The sequence below is a fragment of the Stutzerimonas sp. R40042 genome (genome assembly GCF_026642215.1).
GTDB lineage: Bacteria > Pseudomonadota > Gammaproteobacteria > Pseudomonadales > Pseudomonadaceae > Stutzerimonas > Stutzerimonas frequens.
In genome coordinates, this window is sequence record NZ_CP113258.1 from 44,187 (window position 1) to 63,194 (window position 19,008).

16 protein-coding genes are annotated in these 19,008 nt (G+C 66.8%); 2 read left to right on the forward strand and 14 right to left on the reverse strand.

The features are described 5' to 3' along the window. Positions 1–178: 178 nt before the first annotated feature. From OUY36_RS00205 to zur, 4 genes are read right to left on the reverse strand one after another with little or no spacing between them, the layout of a single operon-like run. The gene (locus tag OUY36_RS00205; RefSeq protein WP_267936130.1) at positions 179–676 is read right to left on the reverse strand and encodes a YgjP-like metallopeptidase domain-containing protein; all 498 of its coding nucleotides are present in this window, start codon (positions 674–676) and stop codon (positions 179–181) included. Next, a complete protein-coding gene (znuB, locus tag OUY36_RS00210) occupies positions 673–1,458 on the reverse strand; it encodes a zinc ABC transporter permease subunit ZnuB (protein WP_156245659.1) in 786 nt (261 codons plus the stop codon). The genes OUY36_RS00205 and znuB overlap by 4 nt, the downstream gene beginning before the upstream one ends. Positions 1,459–1,470: 12 nt before the next feature. Beyond that, on the reverse strand, positions 1,471–2,241 hold the full coding sequence (gene znuC / locus OUY36_RS00215; RefSeq protein WP_023445753.1) for a zinc ABC transporter ATP-binding protein ZnuC: 771 nt from the start codon (positions 2,239–2,241) through the stop codon (positions 1,471–1,473). Then, positions 2,238–2,723 carry a zinc uptake transcriptional repressor Zur gene (gene zur, locus OUY36_RS00220; RefSeq protein WP_063540294.1) on the reverse strand — a complete coding sequence of 162 codons (486 nt, stop codon included), beginning with the start codon at positions 2,721–2,723 and terminating at the stop codon, positions 2,238–2,240. The genes znuC and zur overlap by 4 nt, the downstream gene beginning before the upstream one ends. 64 nt (positions 2,724–2,787) lie before the next feature. On the opposite strand from zur, the gene znuA reads away from it, so the two are divergent. After that, complete coding sequence (gene znuA, locus OUY36_RS00225) at positions 2,788–3,798, forward strand: zinc ABC transporter substrate-binding protein ZnuA (protein ID WP_267936137.1); 1,011 nt, start codon at positions 2,788–2,790, stop codon at positions 3,796–3,798. 134 nt (positions 3,799–3,932) lie between these two features. Here the strand turns inward: znuA and OUY36_RS00230 are convergent, their stop codons facing one another. After that, a complete protein-coding gene (locus tag OUY36_RS00230) occupies positions 3,933–5,258 on the reverse strand; it encodes an aspartate aminotransferase family protein (RefSeq protein WP_267936139.1) in 1,326 nt (441 codons plus the stop codon). A gap of 188 nt (positions 5,259–5,446) precedes the next feature. Here OUY36_RS00230 and OUY36_RS00235 point away from each other — a divergent pair, with 188 nt between their 5' ends. Beyond that, on the forward strand, positions 5,447–6,940 hold the full coding sequence (locus OUY36_RS00235; RefSeq protein ID WP_267936142.1) for an aldehyde dehydrogenase: 1,494 nt from the start codon (positions 5,447–5,449) through the stop codon (positions 6,938–6,940). A gap of 101 nt (positions 6,941–7,041) precedes the next feature. On the opposite strand, the gene OUY36_RS00240 is transcribed toward OUY36_RS00235, so the two are convergent. From OUY36_RS00240 to OUY36_RS00280, 9 genes are all read right to left on the reverse strand, one after another. After that, positions 7,042–8,445, reverse strand: coding sequence for a glycosyltransferase family 2 protein (locus OUY36_RS00240; protein ID WP_267936145.1), 1,404 nt, complete (start codon positions 8,443–8,445; stop codon positions 7,042–7,044). Then, positions 8,442–9,566, reverse strand: a complete 1,125-nt coding sequence (locus OUY36_RS00245; RefSeq protein WP_267936148.1) for a HEAT repeat domain-containing protein — start codon at positions 9,564–9,566, stop codon at positions 8,442–8,444. The genes OUY36_RS00240 and OUY36_RS00245 overlap by 4 nt, the downstream gene beginning before the upstream one ends. After that, complete coding sequence (locus OUY36_RS00250; protein WP_267936149.1) at positions 9,556–10,692, reverse strand: YaiO family outer membrane beta-barrel protein; 1,137 nt, start codon at positions 10,690–10,692, stop codon at positions 9,556–9,558. Before OUY36_RS00250 ends, OUY36_RS00245 begins: the two co-directional genes overlap by 11 nt. Continuing rightward, entirely contained in the window at positions 10,689–11,078 is a 390-nt protein-coding gene (locus OUY36_RS00255) for a response regulator transcription factor (protein WP_102839149.1), read from the reverse strand. The genes OUY36_RS00250 and OUY36_RS00255 overlap by 4 nt, the downstream gene beginning before the upstream one ends. After that, a complete protein-coding gene (locus OUY36_RS00260; protein WP_267936150.1) occupies positions 11,075–13,951 on the reverse strand; it encodes an ATP-binding protein in 2,877 nt (958 codons plus the stop codon). The genes OUY36_RS00255 and OUY36_RS00260 overlap by 4 nt, the downstream gene beginning before the upstream one ends. Before the next feature lie 129 nt (positions 13,952–14,080). Next, positions 14,081–15,727 carry a diguanylate cyclase gene (locus OUY36_RS00265; protein WP_267936152.1) on the reverse strand — a complete coding sequence of 549 codons (1,647 nt, stop codon included), beginning with the start codon at positions 15,725–15,727 and terminating at the stop codon, positions 14,081–14,083. Further along, entirely contained in the window at positions 15,720–16,106 is a 387-nt protein-coding gene (locus OUY36_RS00270) for a response regulator (RefSeq protein WP_063540301.1), read from the reverse strand. Before OUY36_RS00270 ends, OUY36_RS00265 begins: the two co-directional genes overlap by 8 nt. Next, a complete protein-coding gene (locus tag OUY36_RS00275; RefSeq protein ID WP_267936153.1) occupies positions 16,106–18,517 on the reverse strand; it encodes a PAS domain S-box protein in 2,412 nt (803 codons plus the stop codon). Before OUY36_RS00275 ends, OUY36_RS00270 begins: the two co-directional genes overlap by 1 nt. Positions 18,518–18,592: 75 nt before the next feature. Continuing rightward, positions 18,593–18,979 carry a response regulator gene (locus tag OUY36_RS00280; RefSeq protein ID WP_110778587.1) on the reverse strand — a complete coding sequence of 129 codons (387 nt, stop codon included), beginning with the start codon at positions 18,977–18,979 and terminating at the stop codon, positions 18,593–18,595. Positions 18,980–19,008 lie beyond the last annotated feature (29 nt).

Consider the following 19,008-nt stretch of genomic DNA (forward strand, 5'->3'; position numbering starts at 1 on the left):
GTGGCAGCGGGGGGTGGGCTGAAGCCCACCCTACGGTCGAGGGCTGCACCTGTAGGGCGGCTTCAGCCCAGCGTGGCGCGGTTTTCGGTCAGATCGCCGGCCTGTCTGTGCTCCGCATACGACCAATCCGGGTCATACGCAGGGTGGATGGCCGCAGCCATCCACGCCGGGCGCCTCGTCAGCTGCTCTGCAGCTCCCGCCAATGCAGGAACAGCCGCAGGTCGAACTCGATCTGCCCGTAACCCGGCAGCATGTGCTCGCAGAGCTTGTAGAAGGCACGGTTGTGCTCGCTTTCACGCAGATGGGCGAGCTCGTGCACCACGATCATCTGCAGAAACTCCGGCGCCGCGTCGCGGAACAGTGCGGCGACGCGGATCTCCTTCTTTGCCTTGAGCTTGCCGCCCTGCACCCGTGATACCGCGGTATGCAGGCCCAGCGCCCGATGGGTCAGGTCCAGGCGATTGTCATAGAGCACCTTGTCGATCGGCGGCGTGCTTTTCAGGTACTCCTGCTTGAGCGTCTGCACGTAGCCGTACAGCGCCTTGTCGCTCTGCACCTGATGCCGGCCGGGATAGCGCCGCTGCAGGTAATCGCCCAGACGGTCCTCTGCAATCAGCTGGCGTACCTGAGCCAGCAGCGGCTCGGGGTAGCCGCGCAGGTACTTGAGATCAGTCATGCGCGCTTCGGCCAGGCGAAGCTGAGCAGGAACAGCGCGGCGGCGCTGACCACGATGGACGGCCCAGCCGGGGTGTCTTCGTACCAGGACAGCGTCAACCCCAGGCATACCGCGACGATACCCAGGATGCTCGCGCCCAGCGCCATCTGCTCCGGCGTGCGCGCATGGCGCTGGGCCGCGGCGGCGGGAATGATCAGCAGCGAGGTGATCAGCAGCACGCCGACGATCTTCATCGCCACGGCGATCACCACGGCGATCAGCAGCATCAGCGCCAGGCGGATACCGGCCACTGGCAGGCCTTCGACCTTGGCCAGCTCCTCGTGCACGGTGATCGCCAGCAGCGGCCGCCACAGCGGAATCAGCATCAACAGCACCAAGGCGCTGCCGCCGATGATCCAGGCCAGGTCGCTCGGCCCGACGGCGAGCAGATCGCCGAACAGATAGCCCATCAGGTCGATGCGCACGTCATCCATGAAGCTCAGCGACACCAGGCCCAGCGACAGCGTGCTGTGCGCGAGGATGCCGAGCAGGGTGTCGGACGCCAGCGGCTGGCGCTGTTGCAGGGTCACCAGCAGCAGGGCGAGCAGCACGCAGCCGACGGCCACCGCCAGCGTCAGGTTGACGTCCAGCATCAGCCCGAGGGCGACGCCGAACAGCGCGGCGTGGGACAGCGTGTCGCCAAAATAGGCCATGCGCCGCCAGACGACGAAGGAGCCGAGCGGGCCGGCGACCAGCGCCAGGGCCAGGCCGGCGAGCAGGGCGTTGAGAAGGAAATCGGGCATCTGATGCTCTGTCTAGTGCTTGCAGTTCGGGCCGTGGACGTGGGGTTTGCCGGTCACCACGCTGCCGTGCAGGTCGTGGCTATGGTCGTGCTGGTGGTGGTAGATCGCCAGGCTGCGCGCGTCCTGACCGAACAGCTCGACGAAGGCCGGGTCGCTGCTGACCTGCTCCGGGTGCCCCGAGCAGCAGACGTGGCGATTGAGGCAGACCACCTGATCGGTGGCGCTCATCACCAGGTGCAGGTCGTGGGAGACCATCAGCACACCGCAGCCGTAGCGGTCGCGCAACACACCGATCAACCGGTACAGCTCGGCTTGGCCGGCGACGTCGACGCCCTGCACCGGCTCGTCGAGTACCAGCAACTCCGGCTCGCGCAGCAGCGCGCGGGCGAGCAGCACGCGCTGCATCTCGCCGCCGGAAATCTTCTGCAGCGGGCTGTCGATCACATGCTCGGCACCGACTTCACCCAGCGCTGCGAGGGCACGGGCGCGGTCGACACCGGGTACCAGGCGCAGGAAGCGCAGCACCGACAAGGGCAGGGTGGGGTCGACGTGCAGCTTCTGCGGCATGTAGCCGACGCGCAGCTTCGGCTTGCGCCAGACCTGGCCACGATCGGGTTTCAGCAGTCCGAGCACGGCGCGCACCAAGGTGGTCTTGCCGGCGCCGTTGGGGCCGATCAGGGTGACGATCTCGCCGCGATGCACCTGCAGTTGCGCGCCTTCCAGCACGTTCTGGTTGGCGAAGCGCACGTGGATGTCATCCAGCCGCAGCAGTACCTCGCTCATGCGGCGTTCCGGCAGTTCGAGCAGAGCCCGACGACTTCCACAGTCTGACCCTCGACGGTGAAGCCGACACTACTGGCGGCGCTGTCGATGGCCTCGGCGATGGCCGGACGCTCCAGTTCGATGGCGGTGTGGCAGAGACGGCAGATGAGGAACTGGCCCTGGTGCGGATGCTCCGGATGATTGCAGCCAACGAAGGCATTGAGCGAGGCGATGCGGTGAACCAGGCCGTTCTCCAAGAGGAAGTCCAGCGCACGATAGACGGTGGGTGGTGCGGCGCGGCGGCCGTCCTGCTCGCTCAGCACGGCGAGAATGTCATAGGCGCCGAGCGGCTTGTGGCTCTGCCAGACCAGCTCCAGCACGCGCTTGCGCAGTGCGGTCAGGCGCACACCCTGGCGCGCGCAGAGGCTGTCGGCTTCGGCCAGCGCGTGGCTGACGCAGTGGTCGTGATCGTGAGGCGTACAGGCCAGCGGGGTCTTGGACATGGGCGGCGACGTGTTGGGGGAGAGACGTTATTATGTACCAATTCAACCCCTTCGAGTGATGCCCGTGAATCGTCTTTTCTCCCTTCCGTTGCTGGCGGCGCTGCTCGCTGGCGCTGCGTCCGCCCAGGCCGAAGGGCGCGTTCTGACCAGCATCAAGCCGCTGCAGCTGATCGCCGCGGCGGTGCAGGATGGTGTCGGCCAACCCGATGTGCTGCTGCCGGCCAGCGCTTCGGCGCATCATTATTCGCTGCGTCCGTCCGACGTACGGCGTATCCGCGATGCGCAGCTGTTCTACTGGATCGGTCCGGATCTGGAGAGCTTCCTGCCGCGCGCACTGAGCGCTCGCGAAGGCACGACCGTGGCGGTGCAGGACCTGCCGAAGCTGACGCTGCGTCGTTTTGGTGATGCGCACGCGCACGACGAGGCTGAACATCACGACGATCACGACGATCACGACGATCACGACGGCCATGACCATGATGCTCATGAGCATGACGAGGCCGCGCATGGCGAGACCGCCCATGCCGACGAGCACGACCATGACCATCGGCCGGGCACGCTCGATGCGCACCTGTGGCTGCTGCCAGCCAACGCTCTGATCATCGCAGAACGCATGGCCGCTGACCTGGCCGCCGCCGACCCGGCCAACGCACAGCGCTACCAGGCCAACTCGGCGGCCTTCGCCCAGCGCATCGAGGCGCTCGACGCCCGCCTCAAGCAGCGCTTCAGCAAGGTGCAGAACAAGCCGTTCTTCGTTTTCCATGAGGCCTACGACTACTTCGAGGCGGCCTACGGCCTGCGCCATGCCGGCGTGTTCAGTGCCGGTGGCGAGTCGCAACCCGGCGCGCGGCATGTCGCGGCGATGCGCGAGCGGTTGCAGCAGGCCGGGCCGAGCTGCGTGTTCAGCGAACCGCCGGCGCGTCCGCGCCTGGTCGAGACGCTGACCGCCGGCTTGCCGGTGAAGATGGCGGAACTGGACGTGCTGGGCGTCGGCCTGGCGACCGATGCGCAGGGTTACGAGAAGCTGCTGGAAGGGCTCGGTGACACCCTGGCCGACTGCCTGGAATCGCTCTGAGACCGCGCCGCAATGGCATTGGTGGGCTGAAGCCCACCCTACCGAACGTCCATAGCCGCCCCTGTAGGGTGGGCTTCAGCCCACCGGTTTTCCCTGCAAATACGGCGAGAACGGCCCGCCAGGCCGAATAAGCCTCAGCCGGCCTGGCGAATGCCGTCGGCGAGCAACTCCATCATCTGGTCGATCTCGGCCTTCTCGACGATCAACGCCGGCGACAGCGCAATGGTGTCGCCGCTGGCGCGTACCAGCAGGCCTTTCTCGAAACACTCGCGGAACACTTCGTAACCGCGCTTGCCGACGCCATCGGCATGGGCGGCGAACTGGATACCGGCCACCAGTCCGACGGTGCGGATGTCGATCACGTTGGGCAGATCGCGCAGGCTGAACAGTGCTTCCTGCCAGTAGGGCTCCAGGTCGATGGCCTTCTGGAACAGGTTTTCCTGCTGATAGATCTGCTGGGTCGCCAGTGCCGCGGCGCAGGCCACCGGATGCCCTGAGTAGGTGTAGCCGTGGAAGAATTCGATGACGCTTTCCGGCCCTTTCATGAACGCATCGAACAGGTGGTCGGCGACCAGCACCGCGCCCATGGGAATGGCGCCGTTGGTCAGACCCTTGGCGCAGGTGAGGATGTCCGGCGTGACGCCCCAGCGCTGCGCGGCGAAGGCCTCGCCGACGCGGCCGAAGCCGGTGATGACCTCATCGAAGATCAGCAGGATGCCGTGCCTGGCGGTGATCTCGCGCAGCCGTTGCAGATAGCCCACCGGTGGCAGGATCACCCCGGCCGAGCCGGACATCGGCTCGACGATCACCGCGGCGATGTTCTCCGCACCATGCAGCGTCACCAGCCGTTCCAGTTCATCGGCGCGCTCCACGCCGTGCTCCGGCAGGCCGCGGCTGAAGGCATTGCGCTGCAGATCGAGGGTGTGCGGCAGGTGATCGACACCCGGCAGCATCGGGCCGAAGGCGCGACGGTTGTTAGCCATGCCGCCTACCGACATGCCACCGAAGCCGACGCCATGATAGGCCAGCTCGCGGCCAATCAGCCGCGTGCGCGAGCCCTGACCGATGGCGCGCTGATAGGCCAGGGCGATCTTCAGCGCGGTATCCGCCGATTCCGATCCGGAGTTGGTGAAGAACACCCGGTTCAGGCCATCGGGGCTGATGGCGGCGAGCTTCTCCGCCAGCTCGAAGGGCAGCGGATGGCCCATCTGGAAGGTCGGAGCAAAATCCATCTTGGCGATCTGCTTGCTCACCGCCTCGCTGATTTCGCGTCGGCCATGGCCGGCATTGCAGCACCAGAGGCCGGCGGTGCCGTCGAGCACCTGGCGGCCGTCGCTCGCCGTGTAATACATGCCCTCGGCACTCTCCAGCAGGCGCGGCGTGGCCTTGAACTGGCGGTTGGCGGTGAAGGGCATCCAGAAGTGATCAGGCGAGGCGTTGGGATGGAAATCCTGTGACATGGGGGCTGGCTCCGGCGACGAGCGACTATGCTGCGACGGCGCCGCAGCGTTTTGCTCGAGTCTATGTTTAATAAAACGAACAAAACAAGGCGATTGACCGGCCGTTCGTAAAAAATATTGATAGGGTCCGCGCCGCTGGTTTAGGGTGCCTTTTCCACAGCCCGAAGACCTGAGAGAGAGGAAGCACCATGCCCAGCCTGACCTTCGCCGATTGGCAACAGCGTGCCCGTGACCTGCGTATCGAAGGTCGCGCTTTCATTCAGGGCGAATACACCGAGGCGCAGGCTGGCGACCGTTTCGACTGCATCAGCCCGGTGGACGGGCGGGTCCTGGCGCAGGTCGCCAGCTGCGACCAGGCCGACGCCGAGCGCGCGGTGGCCAGTGCCCGTGCCACATTCGATGCCGGCAGCTGGTCGCGTCTGGCACCGGCCAAGCGCAAGGCGGTGATGATCCGCTTCGCCGACCTGCTGGAAGCCAACCGCGAAGAACTGGCCCTGCTGGAAACCCTCGACATGGGCAAACCGATCGGCGACTCGCTGGCGGTGGACATCCCAGGCGCCGCGCGGGCGCTGCGCTGGAGCGGCGAGGCGATCGACAAGATCTACGACGAGGTAGCGGCCACGCCCCATGACCAGCTGGGCCTGGTCACCCGCGAGCCGGTGGGCGTGGTGGCGGCCATCGTGCCGTGGAATTTCCCGCTGATGATGGCCTGCTGGAAGCTCGGCCCGGCGCTGGCCACCGGCAACTCGGTGGTGCTCAAGCCGTCCGAGAAGTCGCCGCTGACCGCCATCCGAATCGCCCAGCTGGCGATCGACGCCGGCATTCCGGCCGGCGTGCTCAACGTCTTGCCGGGCTACGGTCACACCGTCGGCAAGGCGCTGGCGCTGCACATGGACGTCGACACGCTGGTCTTTACCGGCTCCACGCGGGTGGCCAAGCAGCTGATGATCTACGCCGGCGAGTCGAACATGAAGCGCGTCTGGCTGGAGGCCGGAGGCAAGAGCCCGAACATCGTCTTCGCCGACGCGCCGGACCTCGAAGCAGCAGCTCAGGCTGCGGCCGGCGCCATCGCCTTCAACCAGGGCGAGGTCTGCACCGCCGGCTCGCGGCTGCTGGTGGAGCGTTCGATCAGGGAGCGCTTCCTGCCCATGGTGGTCGAGGCGCTCAAGGGCTGGAAGCCGGGCAATCCGCTGGACCCTTCGACCAACGTCGGAGCCCTGGTGGACACCCAGCAGCTCAACACCGTGCTCGGCTATATCGACGCCGGGCGCCAGGCCGGCGCGCAGGTGCTGATCGGCGGCCAGCGGACGCTGGAGGAAACCGGCGGGCTGTATGTCGAGCCGACCATCTTCGATGGCGTCGACAATGCGATGAAGATCGCGCAGGAGGAAATTTTCGGTCCGGTGCTCTCAGTGATCACCTTCGACAGCGCCGAGGAAGCGATCGCGATTGCCAACGACACCCCCTACGGCCTCGCTGCGGCGGTGTGGACCGCCGACCTGTCCAAGGCGCACCGCACCGCCCGGGCGCTGCGCGCCGGCAGCGTGTGGGTCAACCAGTACGATGGCGGCGACATGACCGCGCCGTTCGGCGGCTTCAAGCAGTCCGGCAACGGCCGCGACAAGTCGCTGCACGCCTTCGACAAGTACACCGAGCTGAAGGCGACCTGGATTCAGCTCTGACGACATCCGTAGGGTGGATGTCGCCTTTTACATCCACCTTGTTGCACAGCCATGTTGGATCGATGAAGCGTGATCCACCCTACGGTTTTTTGAGCGTTCAGCTAGCTTTGCCCCCACTGCCCGCTGCGGCGCATAACGCCCCACTGGTGTTTGCGCCGGGAGAACCACTGCCAGAGACCGCGGCAGCGCCAGAGGGTGTTGAGCTGGCGGTAGCCGAAGTTCTCCAGCACGGCCATCAGGAATAGCTGCAGCATGTCGCGTCGACGGCTGTAGACGCGGAAGGACATGGTCTCCAGCAGCAGGCCGTTGACCGACAGCAGGATGCCCATGCCGATCGCCACCAGCAGGAAGGCGGCCAGCGCCGCGTAGGACACCGCGCCGAAGGCGAAGCCCGCCAGCATGAAGCCGTAGCCCACCAGTTCGATCAGCGGGCCGATCCACTCGAACAGCGCCATGAACGGCCAGGCCAACCAGCCCGGCATGCCGCCGCGCAGGCTGAAGGCAAGCCGCGCATGCCGGCCCAGGCTTTCGGCCAGGCCGCGTTGCCAGCGGCTGCGCTGGCGGCCGAGGGTGCCGAGGTCTTCCGGGCATTCGGTCCAGCAGATCGGGTCCGGCAGGTAGCGGATGCGGTAGGGGATGCGCTTCTCGCGGTGATAACGGTGCAACCGCACCACCAGCTCCATGTCCTCGCCAACGGTATCGGTGCGATAGCCGCCGACCGCCATCACCCGCTCGCGATCGAACAGGCCAAAGGCGCCGGAGATGATCAGCACGGCATTGAGCGGCGACCAGCCGAGGCGGCCGAAGAGAAAGGCGCGCAGGTACTCGACGATCTGGAAGCGCGCCAGCCAGTTGCCTGGCAGCCCGGCCTGGATCAGAAAGCCGCCGCGTACCTGCGAGCCATTGGCGATGCGCACCGTGCCGCCCGCGGCAATGGTGCGCTCGTCTTCGAGGAAGGGCTGGACCACGCGCAGCAGGCTGTCGCGCTGCAGGATGGAGTCGGCGTCGACGCCACAGAACAGGCCGTAGCGCGCGGCATTGATACCGGCATTCAACGCATCGGCCTTGCCGCCGTTGGCCTTGTCCACCACCCGCAGGTTGGCGTAGCGCCGCGAGCGATAGATGGCCTGCACCGGTTGGTGGGCGACGGCCTGGCGCAACGGCTCGGGGTGCGGTACCAGGTCGAATTCCTCGATGAGCACGGCCAGGGTGCGGTCCTTCGAGCCGTCGTTAATCACCACGATCTCGAACTCCGGGTACTGCAGCTGCAGCATCGAGCGCACCGAGGTGCGGATCGTCGCCTCCTCGTTGAAGGCCGGCATGAGCACCGACACCGGCGGCTCGACGCCGAGATAGGGCGCCAGCTCGCCGGTTTCCGCGCGCTGACGGATGTAGCCCATCAGGCTTGCCATCGACAGCAGGTTGAGTAGCAGGTACATGCCGTTGAGCAGCAGGAAGTAGAGGATGAAGGTGACCTGCAGCCACCACAGCCAGTCGACCGTCACCGGCGCACCTCCGCGATGGCCCGGCGCAGGGCATCCCTGCCGTAGCGGTCGTGCACCTGCTCGAGCAGCTGCTGCAGCGCTTCGGTGGATGCGCCGGGCAGTGTCGCCAGGCTGTCGGCGGCGGCCTGGCGCACCCACCAGCTGCTGTCGGCGAGCAGCGGCATGAACAATTCGTCGTCTTCCCGGCGCGCCTGCTTGTGCAACGCCTGCAGCGCAGCCAGGCGCACGCTGTCCTGCTCGTGCTTGAGGGCACGCAGCAGGCGTGTGCGATCACGTGGGTCGCCGAGTTCGCACAGGCAACGCAGCGCCACCTGCAGGTATTCCGCGGGTGCGCCTTCGTCCAGCCGGGCTCGCGCCCAGGGCGCGGCATGGCGGGGATCACCTTGCGCCAGCAGCGGGACCAGACGTTCCCGGCGCGGATCTTCCGAGGAGGACAGGACGATCAGCAGGGGCGTGGTCACCGCCTGCTCGCCAGCCTGCTGGCAGAGGCTGATCAGCCGTGGCAGTGCCCAGTCGGGGCGATTCACCGCCGCCGGCAGGATCAGCTGCATGGCTTTGCTGGCGTCCATCGCCACCAGGGTCTGCGCAGCGGAAAGGGCGACGATGGCGTTGCGGCTGAGCAAGAGCGACTGCACTGCGTCCCAGTGTGTCGGGTCAGCCAGGTGGCGCAGACAGGTCAGGCCGATCAACTTGCTGCGCACCCGCCCGCGCAGCAGGTTCAGGGCCTGACGATCCATACCCAGCGCGACCAGCGCGCGGTTCATGCGCTCGCGCGCGGCGCCACGCAGCTGCAGCTGGGTACGGTTCCACTGCAGCAGGAACCAGAGCTGATGCCGTCGTGGCAGCGGTGCATGGCTGGTTGGTAGTTCATCGTTGAGGCTGCAGAGGGCGAAGTAGGGCCGCCACTGTTCGTTGAACTGTTGCCGGCGCACGGCGCGCCGGCGCGACAGCTCGCCGAGCAGCAGCACCTGCAGCAGCACCAGCAGCGTCAGCGCGCCGAGGCCGAAGGCGCCGTACAGCGCCAGCTGCAGCATGCGGTCTTCCGGCCAGACATTCAGCCAGAGTCGGCCGGGTGCCTCGCACAGCCAGGGCGGGCAACCGGCCAGCAGTTCAGAACACATGACGCAGGCCGAGCTGCAGCCATTGCCGGTCGTAGTAGCTGCCCTGCTGGTGATAGCCGACTTCCCAGCTCAGCGCCCAGCGACTGTCGAACCAGTGGCGACCCTGCAGGCTGACGGCACGCACGTCGCTGGTGATCAGCTGCTGTTCCTCCACCGCCTCTTCCTCACCGACGGTCAGGCGCAGGCCGGCGTAGCTCAGGCCCTGGTAGTAGTAGTCCAGTGCCAGATCGTGGCCGACCGGCGTGCCGGCATTGGCCACGTCGGTGACGTTCAGCGTGTAGCCGGCGCGCCAGGCGTTCCAGTAGCGCTCGGCGCTCAGCGCCAGGCGGTCGACGCGGGTCGTCTCGTACTCGGTGCGACGGACACTGACGGCGCCGAGGTAGCCGTCCGGCAGCCGCCGCTGCAGGCGCAGATCGGCATGCCACTCGGGGAGGAAATACGGCGATGGCTGGTAGCCCACCTCCGGTTGCAGCGTCCAGTTTTCGTCCAGCGCAATGACGGCACCGGCTTCTACGCCCTCGTCCCACTCGCCGAAGCGCTGCTCGCGGGTGAGCGCGGCATACCAGCCAAGGCTCTCCGGCTTCGTCGAGGCGTAGTCCAGGCGCTGGCTGCGCCAGTTGTCGAAGCCGCTATCGAGCCAGTCCTGACGCGCCGAGATCTCCAGCTCGTGACGGCGCCTGGTCGCGGCGTCGACCACCGGCACCGGAGCCGCCGCGGTGCTGGGCACGGTCAGCGCGGCGCGGGCCTGCTGGATCACCTGCTGCACCTCGACATAGTCCGGCGCGAGCGTCGCGGCACGCTCCAGCGAGACCAGCGCGCGCTGCGGATGACCAGCCCAAAGCAGCGCCTGACCCTCGCCGAGCAGGTAGTCGGCATTGTCCGGCTGCTGGCGCAGCAATCGCTGATAGATCGGCAAGGCCTGTTCCGGCCGGCCCTGCCAGCTCAACACGCGGGCCAGCAGGAACTGTGCTTCGGCGTCATCCGGGCGCTGCGCCAGGTGCGCGCGCAGGGTCGCTTCGGCCGCATCCAGTTGCTGCGCCTGGACCTGCCGCTCGGCCGTGGCGACATCCGCCAGCGCCGCACCGCATGGCAGCGCCAGGGCAAGCAGCATGACCGCTCGCTTCATCGGCGGCCCCTCAGCAGGCGACGGATACGCGCCAGCAGTTCCTCCGGCTGGAAGGGTTTGGTCACGTAGTCGTCGGCGCCCAGTTCCAGCGCGCGAACGATGTCCACCTCGCGCGCCTTGGCGGTCAGCATCAGCACCGGCACGCTGTCCCAGCCGGGTTGCGCCCGCAGCCGTTCGATCAGCTCGAGGCCGTCGTGGTAGGGCAGCATGATGTCCATCAGGGTCAGGTCCGGCGGCTCGGCCTGGGCGAAGTGCTCCAGGGCCTGGCGGCCATCGGCGGCATGCTCGACGACGAAGCCGTGGCGTTCGAGCATGTAACGGATGAGGAAGGCGATGTCTTCTTCGTCTTCCACCATGAGGATGCGTTTGCTGGCGGATTCGCTCATGCATGAACCTCGTCAGAATGTGTGTGGCCCGGTGGCCAGTGCTGCAACAGGTGCTGGATCAGCCTGGCCAGTTCGTCGCCGTCGTGACGGGATTTCACCAGCTGGCGCAGCGCCAGACGGCTGTCCTGGATCGGGGTGTCGAGTGCGGAAAAGATGATGACCGGGGGCGGCGGAACGCTCGATGCCAGTTGATCGAACAGTTCGGTGCCCTCGCCATCCGGCAGCATCAGGTCTATCACCGCGAGATCGAACGGCTGCGCTGCGATCAGCTGGCGGGCCTCATGCAGGGTAGCCGCTCCGACCAGCTCGATGTCCAGCATGGCGATCTGTCGAGCGAGCAGCACGCGCAGATCGTCGTCATCCTCCACGTGCAGGATGCGCGGCTTCGACCCGCCGAGCTGCAGGCAGGCGCGGATCACCTCCATGACCCGCGCCGGGTCGATCGGCTTGTGCAGCCAGTCGATCACGCCTACCGCACCGCCGCGCAGCAGGCCGTCATCCTCGTCCCGGCGCTGCGGCTGCAGGCTGACGATGAGCACTGGCAGATTGCGGTAGTGGTGCTGGCTGCGCAGGCTCTGCAGGAAGGCCACGCTGTTCTCGTCGTGCAGCGCCGGGCTGAGGGTCAGCGCCTGGACACGGTGTCGATCGAGCAGCTCGCGTGCTTCGGCGGCAGCGTGTGCGATCAGCGTGGCATAGCCGTGCTGGTGCAGCGCCTCGGCCAGCTGCTCGGCGGCATGGCTGTCGGGTTCGAGAATCAGGATCAGCGTGGCCTGATCCGCTGGCGACGCCGCGCCGACTGGCTGGACCGGGGCCTGTGGCCGAGCCGCCTGTTCGTGCCTCTCCAGCGGCAGTTGCAGCCAGAAGCGGCTGCCCTGACCGGGTTGTGAGTCGAAGCCGATCTGCCCGTGCATCTGCTGCACCAGCGAGCGGGTGATGGCCAGCCCCAGCCCGGTGCCGCCGCGTTGGCGGGCGTCGGAGGAGTCGGCCTGGGCGAAACGCTCGAAGATGCGCGAGCGAAAGGCTTCCGGAATGCCGGGCCCGCGATCCTGCACACCAATCTCCAGCATTTCGCCGCTGTGGCGCAGCTCCACCGTCACGCAGCCGCCGGCTGGCGAGTGCTTGATCGCATTGGACAGCAGGTTGGCCATCACCTGGGCGAAGCGGTCGGGGTCCAGGGTCGCCTCGCTGGTCGGCAGCTCTGGATCATCCAAAAATTCCAGGCTGACGCCGTAGTCCTGGCCGTATGGCGTGATGTCCGACAGCGCCTGCAGCACCAGCGCGCGCACGTCGTGGCGACCGAAGTTGAAGGCCAGGCGGCCGGCTTCGAGCTTCTCGATGTCGAGAATGTCGTTGATCAGGCGCACCAGCCGTTCGCTGTTCTTGTGCGCGATGCCGAGCAGCGGGCGGGCCTCGTCGCTGATCTGCCCGCCGATGCCGCCGATCAGCATGCCGAGCGCGCCGCGGATGGCGGTCAGCGGCGTACGCAGCTCGTGGCTGACGGTGGAGATGAACTCGGTCTTCATCTGCTCCATGCGCCGGCGCAGCGAGATATCCACGGCCACCGTCACCACATGGCAGGTGCGTGGCGAGATGCGCAGCGGCCGCTTGACCACCTGATACCAGCGCTCCGTCCCATGGGCGTCGGTCAGCGCGACCTCGGTGGTGCGCAGCTCGCTGCTGCCGGTCGCCAGCTCGGCGAGCTCCTCGTCACCCGAAAGCAGTGGCTGCAGCAGCTGCGAGGACGGCAGCGCGTCCGCGCGGCGCTGTTCGATGTCCTGCGGACGGGCGCCGAGCAGCGAAGCCAGCGCGGTATTGCAGAGCAGGAAGCGGCCCTGCACGTCACGGACGAAGATCAGGTTGTCGTCGGTATCGACCACTCGGCGCAGGAACATCTGCTGGTCGTGCAAGCTGTCGCGGCTGCGCTGCAGTTCGCTGACATCCCGTGCGATCGCCAGATGGTCCCCCAGGCCGGTGGGCATCAGGCGAACCTCGAAGGTGCGCTGGGTCTGCACCTCGCACCAGGTTTTCTGCCGCAAGCCGGATTCGTCGTGATGTTCCAGGAGATCGAGCAGCAATGGCTCGATGGCTTCGGGCGCCGGTGCGCGCTGGCCGGTTTCGCTCGTCAGACTCGACACTTGTCGCTGTTGATCGATGGCGTACAGATGGTCCGGGACCGCTTGCAGCAGCGCACCGAGTCGCGCCTCACCGGCCCGTGCCGATTGAGCGAGAGAGTGGCGAATCCGCAGGTTGCGCTGCACCGCCCAGAACGCCGCCAGGAATAATCCGACCACGAGTAATGTACCGATCAACGCCAGCCGCTGCGCCCTGGCGCTGGTTCGAGCCATGGCTTCGCTGGCATTGACCAGATGACGGCGCTCCTGCTGCTCGACCGCGTTGAGCAACCCGCGCAGGCGGTCCATGAGCAACTGCCCGCCGCTGGTGCGCAGGCGATCCGCGGCGACCTGCAGGCCAGCGTCACGTCGCGCTTGAATGTTGCTCGCGGCGACCTGCAGGCGCTCGGCGATGGTGGCATCGAGTGTGCGAAACCAGCGTTGGTCGGGATAGGCGTGATGCTCGACCTGTCGTTCCAGGTTGCTGCGGTGGCGCTCCAGCTGGCGCAGGGCGCGCTCATAGGGCTCGAGGTAGAGCGACTCACCGGTGAGGATGAAGCCCCGTGCGCCGGACTCGATATCCTGCAACGAGGAGAGAATGGCCTGAACGGAGGTGATGACTTCCAGGCTCTCACTGACCGCGCGATTGGTCTGCAACAGCGCTTCCTGCGTGCGCTTGCCTTGCCAGCCCAGAGCGGCCAAGAGCACGAATGCAGCGACAAAAGCGATTGAATGCCAACCGATCGCGAGTCTTGCGGGCAAACCGGACTCCTTCCATGCGGAAACGACAGACGCGCCTGGTCATCACCTGCCTGGACGCGGGTGCAGGAATGAGCGCTCTGACATGAGACCCGTGCTATTGCGAGCGGTTCGCGGCGCGGTGGCCGCGGTTCAGTTGCCGGCGAGCCGAATCTGGTTGCGGCCGCTGTGCTTGGCGGCGTAGAGCGCCTGGTCGGCACGCTCGAGCAGTGCGCCTGAACCATGACCGTCGGTTTCGCAGATACCGGCGCTGAAGGTGACGCCGAACTCATGGCTGTCGCCGGCATTGAAGCTCAAGGCGGCGAAGCGTTCGCGTATCTCGTCGAAGATGCGCCCCGCCTGCTGTGCCGAACATTCGGGCAATACCGCAACAAATTCCTCGCCACCGTAGCGGCCCAGGCTGTCGATGCGCCGCAGGCGCTGGCGCAGCAGGTTGGCCAGGGCGCGAATCACGTTGTCACCAGCGGCGTGGCCATAGTTGTCATTGACCTGCTTGAAGTGGTCCAGATCGAGCATCACCACGCTGGCCGGCTTGCCGCTGCGTGTCGCCCGTTGAACCTCCAGCGCCAGCTGTTCCTTGATGTCGGCGTGCTTGAGCAGGCCGGTCAGGCTGTCGCGTGCCAGTGCGGTGCTCAGCGAGCGTGCGCGCTGGGCGTGTGAATACACCGCCGCCACCAGCGCGGTATCGCTGACCGGTTTGGTGATGAAATCGTCGCCGGCCTTGAGCAGCGCTGCCATTTGCCGATGGGAATCGGTTTCGGCTGACAGATAGATGATCGTCACCCGCAGCCATTCATCGTGCAGGCGGATCATCTGCGCCAGCTCCGGCCCCGAGCAGTCCGGCATGTTGATGTCCAGCAGCAGCACCTCGGGATTGAAGCTGTGCATGGTCTCCAGCACCCGGGTCGGCTCGGTGAGGGTCTTGACCTGCATCTGCGCGTTGCGCAGCACCAGGCTGTAGCGCGCGGCCAGATCGGCGTCGTCGTCGACGATCAGCACCCGAAAGGGCTCGCCCTGCTGCCGATCGAGGCAGCGCTCCAGGCTGTTTTCCAGCTGGGTGATGTCCAGCGGGCGGGTGAAGAAGCCCTGGGCTCCGGCGCGCACCGCCGCCAGCTGGCTGGCGAAATCGGCGCGGTCGTGGATGACCAACAGCGGCAGCGGATTCTCCAGACTCTGCTGCAGGGCTGCGAGCGCCTCGAGTTCGCTGTCGTGTTTCACGGCGACGATCAGCGCATCCGGCAGTTCGTTGGCCACAGCCTCCTGCAACGCTGCGAAATCCTCCGACAGACTGACCAGATAGCCGAAGTTGCGCAGCGTCCGCGCCATGTTGTCGGCGGCGACCGGGTCGGGCTTGAGCAGGTAGATGCGGCAGCCGGGGGCCGGCTCTTCGTGGTGCTCTGGCAGCTCTGCAGCGCCTTCGCGCTCCTGCCCGGGCGTCTCGTTGCTCAGCTGCAGCAGCGCGCGCGCGAGGGCGTCCGCGGCGCGGCTGCCGGGCTTGGCCGACTCCAGCCAGCGATCGGCGCGCTGTTCCAGCTGTCTGGCGCGCTCACCCAGCTTGGCGAAACCAAAGGTGCCCGCCGCGCCTGCCAGGCGGTGCAGGCGCTCGCGGATGCCGAGCAGCACTTGTCGCCGCTGGCCAGTGGCGCGATTGGCCTGCAGCTCCTGCGCCTGTTCGGCAAGTTCGGCAAGTTCGGCGAGGTCGGCCTGCAGTCGCTCGGCGAACTGCTGCTCGAGCTGGGCGAGCTGCTGCTGCAGCGCCTGGCGCGCCCGGTCATCCATGCTCGGCCTCCCAGATCTGCTGCAACTGAGCGGCCAGTTGCAGCGGGTCGAACGGCTTGCTCAGGACCTGGCGCACGCCGAGCTGGCGCAACTCCTGCGATCGTTCGGGCTGCAGATGGCCGGTGAGGAATACCACCGGCGTCTGCTGCAGATCCAGCAGCTGGCCGAGCTGTCGCACCAGCTCGATTCCGTCCATGTTGGGCAACATCACGTCGAGCAGGATCAGGTCCGGTGCGAAGTCCCGCACCTGCTCGAGGGCGGCCTGGCCGGACGGACAGCTGAGCACTTCGAAGCCGCCGAGCTTTTCCAGGGCGATGCGGGTAACCACCTGAATCGAAGGGACATCTTCGACATGCAGGATGCGCTTGAGCTGTTTCATCACGGACTCTCCTTGGCCTGGTCAGCAATCGGCAGTTCGAACCAGAAGCAGGCGCCATGGCCGAGCTCGGATTCGAAACCGATGCGGCCACCCATGCGCTCCATCAGCTCCTTGCTGATGGCCAGCCCGAGCCCGGTGCCACCCTGCTGGCGGCTGTCGGAGGAATCGGCCTGGGCGAATTTCTGAAATACCCGTTCGCGGAAATCGGTGGAAATTCCCGGCCCCCGGTCTCGGACGCTGACGCGTACCTGCCCGTCACGGAGCCGGGCCGACAGCTCGACGTGTTCGCCGGGCGGCGAAAACTTGGCGGCGTTGGACAGCAGGTTGCTGAGCACCTGCTGCAGACGCATGGCATCGACCCGAACCTGGACCTGCGGGCACTCGCCGAGTTGCAACTGCACGCCATGGCGTTCGGCATAGCTGCGGTTGCTCTGCAGGGCCGTTTCGAGTTGCGGCCGCAAGGGCTGTTCGAGCAGCTCGAAGCGCATCTTGCCGGCGTGCAGCTTGTCCATGTCCAGCAGATCGTCGATCAGGGCGCTCAGGCGCAGGCTGTTCTGCTGGGCGATCTGGAGCAGCTCTTGCATCTGCTCGGGCACCTCGCCCATGACGTTCGAGCATATCAGCGCCAGCGCACCGCTTATCGAGGTCAGCGGCGTGCGTAGCTCGTGGCTGACGGTGGAAATGAACTCGCGCTGCAACTGCTCGATGCGTTTGCGTTCGGTGATGTCGTGCAGCACGGCGACCGCGCCCAGCGGCCGGCCATCGGAGGTGTACAACGGATCGGCGTTGGACAGCACATGCCGCGGTGCGCCGCCGCTCAGCAGCACCATCTCGTGGTCGACGACGTGCTCGCCACCCAGCGCGCGGCGCAGCGGAATTTCGTCGGGCTGCAGCCGCGTGACGCCGTCGGCGCGGTACAGCTGGTAGCGCGCCGCCCATTCGTCCGGCGAGCCCGGCTCGGCATCGGCGCCATGCCACTGCTTGGCCTTCTCGTTGAACAGGGTGAGGTTGCCCTCGGCGTCGCAGGCGATCACGGCCTCGCTCAGCGCCTCGAGCAGGCGCCGGTTCATCTCCTGCTGCTTGTCGAGTTCCAGCTGCTCGGCCTTGCGTGCGGTGATGTCACTGACGAAGCCGTGCCAGAGCACCGAGCCGTCCACCTGGCGCAGCGGGGTGGCCCGCGCCTCGACCCAGAGCAGCCCCTTGCGAGGGTGCTCGACACGGTGCTCGCTGTGCCAGGGCGCCAGCTCTCTGGCCGCCCGGCGAATGCTGGTGAGCAGGGCGCTGCGGTCGCCGCCGTGGACCCGCGCCACGATCGGCGCGAAGCTGCTGGCCAGCTGCGCCGGACTGAGCCCGTAGACCTGCTCGACGCCTTCACTGACATAGGGGAAGCAGGATGGCCCGTCGGCCTGCCAGTGGAACTGGAAGAGCATGCCTGGAACCTGCGCGGCGATCTGCTGCAGACGTAGTTGCAGCTGTTCCTGATAGGCGAGGTCGTAGGCGTTGACCAGATAGCCGCGCAGCTGCTCCTGCTCATCGTGGATCGCGGTGACACCCAGCAGCACCGGCACCGTGCTGCCATTGCGGTGGCGCAGGCGCCACTGCGACATCTCGCGGCGACCGCGGTGCAGCGGCGCGGTGAGCACGCCGAAACCAGGCTCGATCGGCAGCTGCAGCTCGCTGGTCAGCAGTGCCGCCCGGCGTTGCAGGTCCTCGGGGCGGAACAGCGCCGCGGTCAGCGGGTGGCCACGCAGCGCCTGCTCGCTGTAACCGAGCAGGCGCTCGGCAGTCGGGTTGACGCTGGTCACCACGCCGTCGCTGCGAGTGACCAGCACCGCGCTCGATGCACTGTCGAGGATGGCCTGCTGCAGCGCTGCCTGTTCGGCGTGGCGGTGGGCCAGCAGGTGCTGCTCGAAGAGGCGGATCACCTGGCGCCCGAGCCGCTCGAGAATGGCCCGCTGCTCGGAATTGAGCCGCCGCGGCTGGCGATCGATGACACACAGCGTGCCGAGGTTGTAGCCGTCCGGCGATGTCAGCGGCGTGCCGGCATAGAAGCGGATCTGCGGGCCGTCGACCACCAGCGGATTGTCGCGGAAGCGCGGATCCTGCAGCGCGTCCTCGACCTCGAAGATTTCCTCGCCGAGGATGGTATGGGTGCAGAACGAGATCTCTCGCGGGGTTTCGCTGACGTCCAGGCCGACGCGGCTCTTGAACCACTGGCGGCGGTCGTCGACCAGCGAGATCAGCGCGATGGGCGCGTCGCACAGCTGCGCGGCCAGCTGGGTGAAATCGTCGAATGCGCTGTCCTCGGGGGTATCAAGGATCTCGTAGCGCAGCAGCGCCGCCAGGCGCGACAGTTCCCGCGGTTGCGTGGTGGATGGCGTCGGCGCCGGGCTTGCTTGCGGTGACTCCATCGTCGAGGGCCTTGCGGATTCGGTGAGTGGCACCAGGTCGGACAACAGGTCACGACGCCGGTTTGGGCAGTCCGACTAGTATCGGCCAGTAAGCCAGATGCTGCGAATCTGCTCGGCCAGCAGCATCGGGTCGAAGGGCTTGACGATCACATCGCGGGCGCCGAGCTTGCGCAGGTGTTCGATCTCGCTCGGCTGCACCTTGGCGGTCATGAATGTTACCGGAATCCGCTCCAGGTCGATTCGCTCGCGCAGCCTGAGCAGCGTCTGCGGGCCGTCCATGCCGGGCATCATCACGTCAAGCAGGATGAAGTCGGGGGCGAAGGCTTCGACTTCCTCCAGCGCCTGGGCACCGGAGGAGCAGGACAGCACCTCGTAGCCGCCGATGGCTTCCAGCGCCAGTTTGGTCACCGCCTGGATCGACGGATCGTCTTCGATGTGCAGGATGCGCCTGAGCTCGGCCATTGTGCCTCCAGAAGATTGCGTACGCGTCC

Coding starts and splice junctions, on each gene's coding strand:
- OUY36_RS00245 (WP_267936148.1), bottom strand. CDS start 9,566: ATGTGTTCTGAACTGCTGGCCGGTTGCCCGCCCTGGCTGTGCGAGGCA.
- znuB (WP_156245659.1), bottom strand. CDS start 1,458: ATGCCCGATTTCCTTCTCAACGCCCTGCTCGCCGGCCTGGCCCTGGCG.
- zur (WP_063540294.1), bottom strand. CDS start 2,723: ATGTCCAAGACCCCGCTGGCCTGTACGCCTCACGATCACGACCACTGC.
- OUY36_RS00235 (WP_267936142.1), top strand. CDS start 5,447: ATGCCCAGCCTGACCTTCGCCGATTGGCAACAGCGTGCCCGTGACCTG.
- OUY36_RS00275 (WP_267936153.1), bottom strand. CDS start 18,517: ATGGAGTCACCGCAAGCAAGCCCGGCGCCGACGCCATCCACCACGCAA.
- OUY36_RS00280 (WP_110778587.1), bottom strand. CDS start 18,979: ATGGCCGAGCTCAGGCGCATCCTGCACATCGAAGACGATCCGTCGATC.
- znuC (WP_023445753.1), bottom strand. CDS start 2,241: ATGAGCGAGGTACTGCTGCGGCTGGATGACATCCACGTGCGCTTCGCC.
- OUY36_RS00230 (WP_267936139.1), bottom strand. CDS start 5,258: ATGTCACAGGATTTCCATCCCAACGCCTCGCCTGATCACTTCTGGATG.
- OUY36_RS00205 (WP_267936130.1), bottom strand. CDS start 676: ATGACTGATCTCAAGTACCTGCGCGGCTACCCCGAGCCGCTGCTGGCT.
- OUY36_RS00270 (WP_063540301.1), bottom strand. CDS start 16,106: ATGAAACAGCTCAAGCGCATCCTGCATGTCGAAGATGTCCCTTCGATT.
- OUY36_RS00265 (WP_267936152.1), bottom strand. CDS start 15,727: ATGGATGACCGGGCGCGCCAGGCGCTGCAGCAGCAGCTCGCCCAGCTC.
- OUY36_RS00250 (WP_267936149.1), bottom strand. CDS start 10,692: ATGAAGCGAGCGGTCATGCTGCTTGCCCTGGCGCTGCCATGCGGTGCG.
- OUY36_RS00255 (WP_102839149.1), bottom strand. CDS start 11,078: ATGAGCGAATCCGCCAGCAAACGCATCCTCATGGTGGAAGACGAAGAA.